This is a genomic window from Kineococcus sp. AC630 (assembly GCF_979255925.1).
On the sequence record NZ_CEEDMJ010000001.1, the window covers coordinates 370,991 to 382,288 of the forward strand.

Here is an 11,298-nt window from a genome sequence, read left to right on the forward strand (position 1 = left end):
CTGCGTCCACGCCGAGGAGGAGGGCGAGGAGGACGTCGAGGAGAAACCCTGCGCGAGGTGGTCGCAGGTGGTTCGATGACACCGCTGCGTCCCCGGCCGGCAGGAGGTCCCCGTGCGCTCCGCAGGGCAACTGCCCGACGCCGTCAGGGCCGCCGTCTTCCACGCGCTGCCGGCCGGCTACGTGGTCCTCAGCCCCGAGCAGGTCGTGCTCGACGCCACCGATGAGTTCCTGCGCCTGGTCGGGCGTCACCGTGCGGACCTCGTCGGCCGTCCGCAGTCCGAGGTCTTCCCGCCGGGACCGGGGAGCCTCCCCGAGCTGTGCGAACGGGTCCTGGCCCACCGCCTCCCCGACGCGGTCCCGCTGGTGCGTCACGACCTCCCGCACGACCTCACGCACGAGAACGCGCCCGGACCGGCCGAACGCTGGTGGTCGCTGACGGCGACGCCCGTCCTGGACGCCGACGGGCGGGTGCAGGTCGTGGTCGGCGGCGCGCAGGACGTCACCGCGTACGTGCTGGAGCACCGACGGACGGGACTCACCGGGCACCACGCGGTGCTGGAGTCGTCCCTCCGGACGGCGCTCGAGTCGTCCCTCCGGTCCCGGGTGCAGGACTCGCGCGAGGTCTCCGCACTGGCCGACGTGGGGCTCCGCCTCAGCGCTGCGCGAACCCTCGACGACGTCGTCCGCGTCGTCTCCCACGGGCTGACCACCCTGGGTGCGGACGGCAGCGGGATCGCCGTCCCGGCCGAGGACGGGGGGTGGCGCCTCGTCGGCAGCAACGCGTTCGACGACGACTACCGCGCCCGGTGGGAACACGTCCCGCACGACAGCCCGCTCCCGGTCTGCCACAGCGCCCGCACCGGGGAGCGCCTGCTGCTGCCGGACGCCGCCACCGCCGACGCCTACCACCCGGTGATGCCCGCGGTGCGGGAGCAGAGCGGACGCGACGCCTGGGCGCTGTTCCCCCTCGTCGTCGGCGGCGGGGTGCTCGGGGCGCTGGCCGTGGCCTGGACGCGGGAGCACACCTGCAGCGCGGACGAACTGGAACTCCTGGAGGGTTTCGCCGCGCAGTGCGCGCAGGCCGTCGAGCGCATCGGCAGCGAACGCGTCGCCGAGGACGAGGTCCGGGCCGTGCGACGCATGGCGGAAACGCTGCAGCGCAGCCTGTTGACGCAACCGCCGCTGCGCGAAGGGCTCCAACTGGCGACGCGCTACCAGCCCGCCGCCCGCGGGGCGCAGGTCGGTGGCGACTGGTTCGACGCCTTCCCCACCCGCTCCGGCGGCACGGTGCTCGTCGTCGGCGACGTCAGCGGTCACGACCAGACCGCGGCGGCCGCCATGAGCCAGGTGCGCAACCTCGTCCGCGGCATCAGCTACGACGGTGACGACCGACCCGCGAACCTGCTGGCCCGGCTCGACCAGGCGATGGCGGGGCTGGGCCTGGAGACCCTCACGACCGCCGTGCTCGCCGTCCTCGACGCCCCCGTCAACGGGGTCGCCGGTCGTCGGCTGCGTTGGGCCAACGCGGGGCACCTGCCGCCCCTGCTGCGCCACCTCGACGGCCGGGTCGAACGGCTCGGGCCGAGCGGGGACCTCCTCCTCGGCCTGGACCCCACGACCGTGCGCCGTGAGCACACCGTCACCCTCGTCCCCGGCGACGTCCTGGTCCTCTACACCGACGGCCTGGTCGAGCGCCGCGGCGGCGACCTCGACGACGGCATCGCGGTCGTCGCCGACGCCCTCGCCGCCCCCGACGGTGTGACCGCCGGCGCCTGGGCGGACTTCCTGCTGGGAACCCTCGGCCCGGCCGGGACCGCCGACGACACCGCGCTGCTCGTCGTCCGGATCGAGACCGACACGAGTCCGGACACCCTGCGCTCCCCCGCCGGGGACCCCCAGGAGATCGTGCTGCCCGCCGATCCGCGCTCGGTGCGCGACGCCCGCCGCCTCGCCCGCCGGTGCTGCCACCGCTCGGGTCTGCCCGACTCCGTCGCCGAGACCGCCGAACTGCTGACCAGTGAACTCGTCACCAACGCGATCGTCCACGGCCGCAGCGACACCCGGGTCCGGATCACCGCCACCCCCGACCTCGTGCACGTCGAGGTCTCCGACGACAACGACCGTCGCCCGCTGCTGCAGGCCCCGGACGACGACGCCCTCTCGGGGCGGGGCCTCAGCATGCTCGAGACCTCCGCCAGCAGGTGGGGCGTCGACGACGCCGACATCGGCAAGGTCGTCTGGTTCACCCTCGACGCGGTCTGACCCCACTGACCCGGGGAGCCGGGTTCACAGGGTGAACGTGTTCCGGAACGCCTCGACCGCCGCCCGGCTGTCCCCCGAGGCGAACGCCTCCATCCCCACCGTCCCGCGGTACCCCGCACCGGCCAGCGCCGCCGCGACGACGGGGTAGTTGATCTCGCCCGTCCCCGGCTCGCACCGGCCCGGGACGTCGGCGACCTGAACCTCCCCGATGAGGTCCACGCAGCCCCGGAGGAGTTCCACGAGGTTCCCCTCCCCGATCTGGGCGTGGTAGAGGTCCAGGTTCATCCGCAGGTGCGGACTGCCGACCGCCGCGACGAGCGCGCGGGTGTCCGCCGCCGACGCGAACGGGGTGCCCGGGTGGTCCACCGCGACGTTCAGGTTCTCCAGCGTGAACACCACGTCGTGGCGTTCCCCGAGTTCCGCGATCCGGACCAGGGTGCGCTGCGCCGCGAGCCACATGGCCCCCGTGACCTCGCTCACGGGACGCACGGGCAGCCCCCTCCCGTCCAGGCCGGTGCCGTGCAGGTTGAGGTTCGGGCGGCCCCGGCCGCTGAGCGCCTCCGCCGCCGCGATCGAGCGCTCGGCGCTCGCCAGCAGCCGGTCCGCACCGTCGGGGTCGACGAGTTCCCCGTCGACGTAGCCGGTCATCGAGGTGAACCGCGCCCCGGTGGCACCGAGCGCGGACAGGTCCTTGGTGGTCCAGTCCCAGATCTCGACCGCGAAACCTGCGTCGTGCAGCGTCCACACCCGGTCCGGCAGGGGCAGGTCCCGGAACACCATCTCGGCGCAGACCGCCAGCGTGAAACCGCTCACCGGGTCCTCGCGTCCACCGTCGCGGCCACGACGGCCGGGTCGACGGGGCCGCCGCTGCGCACCGAGGCGATGCAGGACAGGGCGATCGACAGCGCACGCCGGGCGTCGCGACCGGTGACGGAGGGAGTGCGGCCCTCGCGGACGGCGGCGACGAACTCGGTGAGTTCACCGGTGTAGGCGTCGGCGAAGAGTTCGACGTCGGAGCGTGGGGTGGGGCTGTGCCGGCCGTCGGCGTCGAGGACCTGCAGAGCCGATCGCGACCCCTCGCCGATGCTCAGCATCCCCGCGGACCCGAAGACCTCACCCCGGACGTCGTAGCCGTAGCTGGCCGAGAAGTTGGCCTCGGCGACGGCGATCGCGCCGTTGTCGAACCGGATCGTGACGACCGCGGTGTCGAGCAACCCGGCGTCCTTGAAGTCCGGGGCGACGAGGGCGTCGGCCACGGCGTAGACGGAGACCGGTTCCGCACCGGGGTTCAACCAGAGCAGGGTGTCGAAGTCGTGGATGAGCGTGAGGACGAACACCGCCCAGGCCGGGACCACGCCGGGGTTCGGCAGCCCCGGGTCGCGGGTGAGGGACCGCAGCAGTTGCGGGCGACCGATGCGACCCGCGTCGATCGCGGCGCGGGCGGCGGCGAACTCGGGGGCGAACCGGCGGTTGAACCCCACCTGGAACGCGACGCCCGCGGCGTCGGTGGCCGCGATGCCGCGGTCGAGCTCGGCCATCGAGAGCCCGGCGGGTTTCTCGCAGAACACGGGTTTCCCGGCCCGGGCGGCGGCCTCGACGAGGTCCGCGTGCGCCTCGGTGCTGGCCGTCACGACGACCGCGTCCACGTCGGGGCGTGCGAGGAGTTCTGCGGGGTCGGTGAGCCCGACCGCACCCAGGGGTCCGGCCAGCGCCGCGGCGACGCCGGGTCGCGGGTCGGCGACGGCCGCGAGCCGTGCGCCGGGAACCCTGGTCGCCACCAGCCGGGCGTGCGAACTGCCGATGCGGCCGGCCCCGATCAGGCCGATCCCGGTGCTTCTCACGTCGCCGTCGACGTCGGACATGCGTTCGCCTCTCGTCCCGCCGGGTCTCGCGACCCGACCTCGCCCTAGAGCGCTCTAGGTCTAGATCGGTCCAGGGTGACCGGGCACGGGCCGGACGTCAAGCGCTCGGGCCGTTAGGGTGCGGTGGGTGACGCGTCCGCAGCCGGTGACCATGGCCGACGTCGCCGCCCGGGCGGGGGTCTCCCGAGCCCTGGTGTCCATCGTGTTCCGCGGAGTTCCCGGGGCGAGCGCCGCCAACCGGGAACGGGTGCTGAGAGCCGCAACCGAACTCGACTACCACCCCGACGAACGCGCCCGCCTGCTCGGCTCCGGTCGCAGCCGGACGCTCGGAGTCGTCCACGGCCTGCACGTCCCCTTCCACGGCGAACTGGTGGAGGCGCTCTACGGCGCCGTCGCCGACTCGCCCTGGCGCCTCAGGCTCGAACCGCGCGGGCGCTCCCGCACCGAGACCGCGGCCGTGCGGGCCCTGCTCGACCAGCGGGTCGAGGCCCTGGTCCTCCTCGGCCCGGGCGCCGGGCGGAGCGAACTGCAGGAACTCGCCGCGCGGCTCCCGGTCGTCGTCCTGGCCCGGGCGCTGCGCCAGGTGGACGCCGGGGTCGTCCGCACCGACGACGAGACCGGCGCCCGACTCGCCGTCGAGCACCTGGTCGGCCTCGGGCACCGCCGGATCGTCCACCTGCACGGGGGCCGGGCGCCGGGGGCGACCGAACGCCGCGCCGGGTACCGCCGGGCGGTGCGGGCCGCGGGGCTTCCCGCCGACCTCCGCCCGGGCGGAGCGGACGGCGCGAGCGGCGAGGCCGCGGCCGCGGACCTGCTGCGCGACGGGGTGCCCGACGCCGTCCTCGCCTTCAACGACGAGTTCGCCGCCGGGCTGCTGCACGCCCTGCGCGCCGCCGGGGTCGCCGTCCCGGGCGCCGTCTCGATCGTCGGCTTCGACGACAGCGCCGTGGCCGCCCTCTCGACGGTGTCGCTCACGACCGTGGGGCAGGACCCCGCCACCCTCGCGCAGCACGCGGTGGAGCAGGCCATCGCCCGGGTGGAGGGGGCCGCCGAGGTCCGTCGCGAGGTGGTCGTCACACCCCGCCTCGTGGTCCGGGGGACGACGGCTGACCGGATGCCCGTGGCCGGCCCCTGACCTACCATCTGCGCATGAGTGAAGATGCGCAGGCTTGCAGCCTCGGGGTCGACAGCCAGTACGTCACCCTCGCGGCCGAGGTCTTCTCGCTCCTCGCCGACACCACGCGCATCAAGATCGTCCTGGCCCTGCGTGCCGGCGAGCTGTCGGTGAACAACCTCGCCGAGATCGTCGGCAAGCCCCCCACCGCGGTGTCGCAGCACCTCGCGAAACTCCGGTGGGGTCGCATGGTCAGCACCCGTCAGGACGGGAACCGGGTGTTCTACCGCCTCACCGACGAACACGCCCGCAAGCTCGTCGCCGAAGCCGTCTTCCAGGCCGAGCACGCTCTCGAACCCGAGAGCGCGCACGAACGCGCCGGCGTGGACGACTCCCCCGCCCAGGGCGGCTGCCCACGATGAGCCTGCCGACCACCACCGCACCGGTCCCCTCCCCCGAGCGGACCGGGCGCGTCCTGCCCCGACCGCAGTCGATCTTCCGCACCGGTGTCCGGTTGGCCGAGGTCCGCTGGGCCGCGGTCGCCCTCGGGTTCTTCCTCGTCGGCGGCGGTCTGCAGCTCGCCGGCGCCCCCGGCTGGTCGTGGTGGACCGCCTACCTCCTCTGCTACCTCTCGGGGGGCTGGGAACCGACCCGGGCCGGGCTGCAGGCCCTGCGGGAGAAGACGCTCGACGTCGACCTGCTGATGATCGTCGCCGCGATCGCCGCCGCTGCGATCGGTCAGGTGCTCGACGGCGCGCTCCTCATCGTCATCTTCGCCACCTCCGGGGCGATCGAGGCGCTCATCACCCAGCGGACCGCGGACTCCGTCAGTTCGCTCCTCGGTCTCGCGCCGGAACGCGCCACCCGTCTGGAGGGAGGCGTCGAGCGCGAGGTCGACGTCGCGGAACTCGTCGTCGCCGACCTCGTCCTGGTGCGACCGGGCGAACGCATCGGTGCCGACGGCACCGTCGTGGACGGGGTGAGCGAGGTCGACCAGGCCGCCATGACCGGTGAGTCCGTACCGGTCGTGCGTCGTCCCGGTGACGAGGTCCTCTCCGGCACGGTGAACGGGACGGGGGCCCTGACGGTGCGCGTCGCCCGGGCCGCCGCCGACTCGGTGGTCGCCCGGATCGTGACCCTGGTCGAAGCGGCCTCGGCCACCAAGGCGACGTCGCAGCTGTTCATCGAGAGGGTCGAGCAGCGGTACTCCCTGGGTGTCGTCGTCGCGACCCTGCTGGTGTTCGGGACCCCGCTGCTCGTCGGCGAGCCCCTCGACGCGGCCCTCCTGCGCGCCATCACCTTCATGATCGTCGCCTCGCCGTGCGCGGTCGTCCTCGCGACGATGCCGCCGCTGCTGGCGGCGATCTCGAACGCGGGTCGCCACGGCGTCCTCGTGAAGTCGGCGACGGTCATGGAGAACGTCGGTCGCACCGACCTGGTCGCCTTCGACAAGACCGGGACCCTGACCGAGGGAGCTCCCGAGGTCAGCGCGGTGAACTCCGCAGGAGACCTCACCGAGGACCAGGTCCTCACCCTCGCCGCCGCCGTCGAGCAGTTCAGCGAGCACCCCCTCGGTCGCGCTGTGCGCCGGGCCGCCGCGGGACTCCCCGTCCCGGCGGCGACGGATTTCCGCGCCCTGCCGGGACGTGGGGTCACCGGGACCGTCGACGGTGCGCAGATCACGGTCGAACGGGGTGACACCGCGCAGGTTCCCCCGGACGTCGCCGGGACCGTGGTCGTCGTGCGCCGCGACGGGACCCCGGTCGGCACCCTGACCCTCCTGGACACGATCCGCCCCGCGTCCGCGGCAGCGGTCGACGCGGCCGCCGCGCTCACCCGGGCGCCGGTGCAGCTCCTGACCGGCGACGACGACCGGACCGCCCACCACGTCGCCGCCCGGACGGGCATCACCGCGGTGCACGCGCGACTGCTGCCGCAGGACAAGACGCGCATCGTCGAGGAGCTGCAGAACTCCGGACACCGGGTCCTGCTCGTCGGGGACGGCGTCAACGACGCCCCCGCCCTCGCGACGGCCTCGACCGGCGTCGCGATGGGGCGCCACGGTTCCGACCTCGCCCTCGACACCGCGGACGCCGTCGTCGTGCACGACGAGATCGCGGCGGTCCCCGCGTTGATCGCGATCTCCCGGCGGGCGCACCGGGTCGTCGTCGCGAACCTGGTGATCGCCGCCACGTTCATCACCACCCTCGTCCTCTGGGACCTGCTGGGCTCGCTCCCCCTGCCGCTGGCCGTCGCCGGCCACGAGGGGTCGACCGTCGTCGTGGCGCTGAACGGGCTCCGCCTGCTGCGACGCTCGGCCTGGGACGACCGGCCGTGAGGTCCGGCCGCGAGGCCGCTGCGGCCTCTACCGCCGAGGGGTTCCGTGGGCCACACTGGGGCCGACGCCGGGACCCCGGAGAACGGCCGACGAAGGCAGGCTCACCCCATGGACCAGTCGAGCTCCACCTCTCGTTCCGAGGCCGTGATCTCCGGGCAGGACTACGCCGTGGACGAGATCGTCCACGCGGGTTCCTCCAAGGCACCGAGTTCCCTGGACGAGTTCTGCGGTGACGTGTGCTTCCAGGTCTCCCACGGCCCGCACCACCACGAGGTGGTGGGCGTGGGAAACCTCACGGGGGACATCGCGCTCGTGCACGAGAAGATGGGCGACGCGGGCGGGCGCGACGTCCGCGTCTGGCACGTCGCACCGGGTGCGGACGGGTTCCTGGCCCGCCACGTCCCGCCCACGGGCTGAGCACCGTCGTCGCCAGGGTCCCGCTCCCCGTCGACGACGGGTACGGCATCCGCTGAGCCCATCACCCCCGGATGCGCGAGGATGGAGAGCATGAAGGTGCTCTCCATCCAGTCCGCCGTCGCCCACGGCCACGTCGGCAACTCCGCAGCGGTCTTCCCGCTGCAGCGCATCGGTGTCGAGGTCCTGCCGGTGTACACCGTGAACTTCTCCAACCACACCGGGTACGGCGCCTGGCGGGGTCCGGTCATGTCGGCCCAGGACGTGGCCGACGTGATCACCGGCATCGAGGAACGCGGGGTGTTCCCCGAGATCGACGTCGTCCTCTCCGGGTACCAGGGCGGCACCGGCATCGGCGACGTGATCGTCGACGCCGTGCGCCGGGTCAAGGCCGCGAACCCGACGGCGGTCTACGCCTGCGACCCGGTCATGGGCAACGCCAGGTCGGGCTGCTTCGTCGCCCCCGAGATCCCAGAACTGCTGCGGGACCGCGTCGTCCCGGCGGCCGACCTCATCACCCCGAACCAGTTCGAACTGGGTTACCTCACCGGCACCGAGCCCTCCACCATCGAGAGCACCCTCGCCTCCGCCGACCTGGCCCGGGCGATGGGTCCGTCCACGGTGCTCATCACCAGCGTCGAACGTCCCGACGCCGAGGAGGGCACCCTCGAGATGGCGGTCGTGGACGAGCAGGGGGCGTGGATCGTGCAGACCCCGCGGTTGCCGTTCAAGGCCAACGGTTCCGGTGACGTCACCGCGGCGCTGTTCGCCGCGCACCACCGCGCCACCGGTGACGCCGCCCTCGCCCTCGAACGAACGGCCTCGTCGGTGTTCGACCTCATCGAGACGACCCACACCGCGGGTTCCCGGGAACTCCTCATCGTCCAGGCCCAGCAGTTCTTCGCCGAACCCCGCCTGCAGTTCAGCGCGCAACGCCTGCGCTGACGCCCCGGCGCGCCCAGCTCAGAACGAGGTGACCCCGCGGACGCGGTGACCGACGGCGATGGACTCGCCGGTCACCGCGTTGAGCGGGGAGGCGAGGAACGCGAGCAGGTCGGCGACCTGCTCCGGCGTCGACTCCCCGGCTGCGCCGACCGCCACGGCCACCTGCGGGTCGGCGGTGACCAGACCCGGGTTGACGGCGTTCACCGAGATCCCGGTCCCCGCCAGGTCGTCAGCGAGGTTCTTGGCCACCACGATCGTGGCGGCGTTGCGCACCGAACCGGTGATGTTGCCGGTGAGCAGGGCGTTCTGCCCGCTCACCACCACGATGCGGCCGAACCCCGCCGCACGCATCGTCGGGACCACCGCGTTGGCGATCCGGAGGAAGACCATCGCCTTGCCGTCGAACGCCTCCAGGACCTGCGCCGGGTCGGACCGGCGCTCGGGGTCGAGGGTCCGCGCCGAGGGGGCGGCGGTCACGACGACGGCGTCGATGCGGCCGTGGGTCCGCAGCACCTCCTCCACCCCCGCCTGCACGGACGCGTCGTCGGTGCCGTCCAGCACCACCCCCTCGCCCGGGTTCCGGGAGGCGACGACGACCGTGGCCCCCTCCGTGCGGAGCCGGTCGGTGAGGGCCGCACCGATGAGGCCCCTCCCCCCGACGACGAGGACGACGCGGTCGCGGAACTGGAGATCCATGGGGGCACGGTATCCCCGGGTCCGTCCCTGCTCCCCCGTTCGGGTGGGGCCGCGCGACCGGGCGGGTGAACCGGCGGCCGAGCGCTCAACGTCTCGTTCCGGTGACCCGATCGGAAAGTCGTGGCGAGTGGACCGACCCAGAACTACGACGGCGCCGAGGCGCTCGGGTGGCGACCCCGCCCCGTCCTCGCGCGTCTGGTCCGCGCCGCCGCGTCGTTCGGGCCCGTGCTGTTCGCCCTGGCCGTCGGCGCGGCCGCAGCGCGCTGGGCCCCGGCGTCCCGGATCGGCGTGACGGGCACGGTCTGGCTGCTCCTCGTCGTGGTGCTCTCCTCCCTCGCGCTCGTCCTCGTCTCCCACCTCACGCGGCGGCTCGTCCCGCTCTCGGCCCTGCTCCGGTTGAGCCTCGTCCTGCCCGACCGCGTGCCCAGCCGCTTCGACGTGGCCCGCCGCACCTGGTCCCCGTCCCGGCTGCAGCAGGCCGGTCGAGCGGACCGTGGTGAACCCGTCGACTGGTTGCTGGCCCTCGTCGGGAGCCTCGCCGAGCACGACGCGCGCACCCGTGCCCACGGGGAGCGCGTCCAGGCCTACGCGGCCCTCATCGGCGCCGAACTCGGGCTGTCCCGCGAGGACGTCGACCGGTTGAGCTGGGCGGCACTGCTGCACGACGTCGGCAAGGTCCACGTCCCCGTCGAGGTGATCAACAAGAAGGGCCGCCCCGACGACGAGGAGTGGGCCTCGCTCCAGCAGCACCCCGCCCACGGCGGGCGCCTCGTCGAACCCCTGCGCGGCTGGCTGGGTCCGTGGCTGGACGGGGTGGAGCAGCACCACGAACGCTTCGACGGTGCCGGCTACCCCCGCGGTCTGCACGGGACGGACATCTCACTGGCGGCGCGCGTCATCGCCGTCGCCGACACCTACGACGTCATCACCTCGGCCCGCTCCTACAAGAAGCCGCTGTCCGCCGAACAGGCCAGGGCCGAGATCACCCGTTGCGCCGGAGCGCAGTTCGACCCCGACGTCGTCCGCGCGTTCCTCACCGTCGGCGTCGGGCGGCTGCGGCTCGTCGCCGGGCCGGCGACCCTGCTCGCCGCGTTGCCCGGGGTGGGTTCCCTCCCGGCGCAGGCCGTGTCGAACGTCTCCGCCGCGGCTCACACCGTCGGCGGGCAGGTCCTCGGCGCCGTCCTCACGGCCGGGGTCGGGGTCGGGGCGGGTTTCGTCGCGACCGACGCCGCCGCCGCGGACCCCGTTCCCGTCGTGGCCGCCGCGCCGTTCTCCGACGTGAGCGAGAACTCCCCCGTCGCGGCCACGGTCCCGGGCCCGTCCGGAACCCCCACCACCAGCCCGAGCGACCTCGTGACCCTCCAGGCGCTGGGGGCCGCCCCCTCCACCGCGATCGAGCCGTCCTCCGCGCAGGCGCCGGAGCGGTCCGCGCCCGGTTCCACCACGGCTCCCGTGGCCCTCGCCGCGACGGCGTCCCGCCCGGCGACCGCCACTCCCACGGCGACGCCCACGACGAGGCCCACGACGAGGCCCACTGCGACGCCCACGACGACGCGAACCTCGACCTCCCCGAGGCCGACCACCCGCCCGACGCAGCCCGTGCCGACCGCGACCGCGGTCCCCTCGGCCGTGACGACGACACCGCCGACCCCGACCACGGGAACCC

10 protein-coding genes are annotated in these 11,298 nt (G+C 74.0%); 7 read left to right on the forward strand and 3 right to left on the reverse strand.

What is annotated here, in order from left to right:
• Positions 1-112: 112 nt before the first annotated feature.
• A complete protein-coding gene (locus tag AC0I8G_RS01785) occupies positions 113-2,263 on the forward strand; it encodes a SpoIIE family protein phosphatase (RefSeq protein ID WP_471728427.1) in 2,151 nt (716 codons plus the stop codon).
• A gap of 24 nt (positions 2,264-2,287) precedes the next feature.
• Here AC0I8G_RS01785 and AC0I8G_RS01790 read toward each other — a convergent pair whose 3' ends face one another.
• The gene (locus AC0I8G_RS01790) at positions 2,288-3,076 is read right to left on the reverse strand and encodes a TIM barrel protein (RefSeq protein ID WP_471728428.1); all 789 of its coding nucleotides are present in this window, start codon (positions 3,074-3,076) and stop codon (positions 2,288-2,290) included.
• A complete protein-coding gene (locus AC0I8G_RS01795) occupies positions 3,073-4,125 on the reverse strand; it encodes a Gfo/Idh/MocA family oxidoreductase (protein WP_471728429.1) in 1,053 nt (350 codons plus the stop codon). The genes AC0I8G_RS01790 and AC0I8G_RS01795 overlap by 4 nt, the downstream gene beginning before the upstream one ends.
• Before the next feature lie 127 nt (positions 4,126-4,252).
• On the opposite strand from AC0I8G_RS01795, the gene AC0I8G_RS01800 reads away from it, so the two are divergent.
• The 5 genes from AC0I8G_RS01800 (at position 4,253) to pdxY (ending at position 8,936) form a co-directional block, all read left to right on the forward strand.
• Positions 4,253-5,260 (forward strand): LacI family DNA-binding transcriptional regulator, encoded by a 1,008-nt coding sequence (locus AC0I8G_RS01800; RefSeq protein ID WP_471728430.1) that lies wholly within the window; start codon positions 4,253-4,255, stop codon positions 5,258-5,260.
• Between the two features lie 14 nt (positions 5,261-5,274).
• Complete coding sequence (locus tag AC0I8G_RS01805; protein ID WP_471728431.1) at positions 5,275-5,661, forward strand: ArsR/SmtB family transcription factor; 387 nt, start codon at positions 5,275-5,277, stop codon at positions 5,659-5,661.
• Entirely contained in the window at positions 5,658-7,577 is a 1,920-nt protein-coding gene (locus AC0I8G_RS01810; RefSeq protein ID WP_471728432.1) for a heavy metal translocating P-type ATPase, read from the forward strand. Before AC0I8G_RS01805 ends, AC0I8G_RS01810 begins: the two co-directional genes overlap by 4 nt.
• Positions 7,578-7,685: 108 nt before the next feature.
• Positions 7,686-7,994 carry a hypothetical protein gene (locus tag AC0I8G_RS01815; protein WP_328292832.1) on the forward strand — a complete coding sequence of 103 codons (309 nt, stop codon included), beginning with the start codon at positions 7,686-7,688 and terminating at the stop codon, positions 7,992-7,994.
• A gap of 90 nt (positions 7,995-8,084) precedes the next feature.
• Positions 8,085-8,936 (forward strand): pyridoxal kinase PdxY, encoded by an 852-nt coding sequence (gene pdxY, locus AC0I8G_RS01820; RefSeq protein ID WP_471728433.1) that lies wholly within the window; start codon positions 8,085-8,087, stop codon positions 8,934-8,936.
• Positions 8,937-8,954: 18 nt separating this feature from the next.
• On the opposite strand, the gene AC0I8G_RS01825 is transcribed toward pdxY, so the two are convergent.
• Entirely contained in the window at positions 8,955-9,632 is a 678-nt protein-coding gene (locus AC0I8G_RS01825) for an SDR family NAD(P)-dependent oxidoreductase (protein ID WP_471728434.1), read from the reverse strand.
• Positions 9,633-9,752: 120 nt separating this feature from the next.
• Here AC0I8G_RS01825 and AC0I8G_RS01830 point away from each other — a divergent pair.
• Positions 9,753-11,298: HD-GYP domain-containing protein (locus tag AC0I8G_RS01830; protein WP_471728435.1), on the forward strand; the 1,546-nt coding region annotated here is incomplete at its 3' end.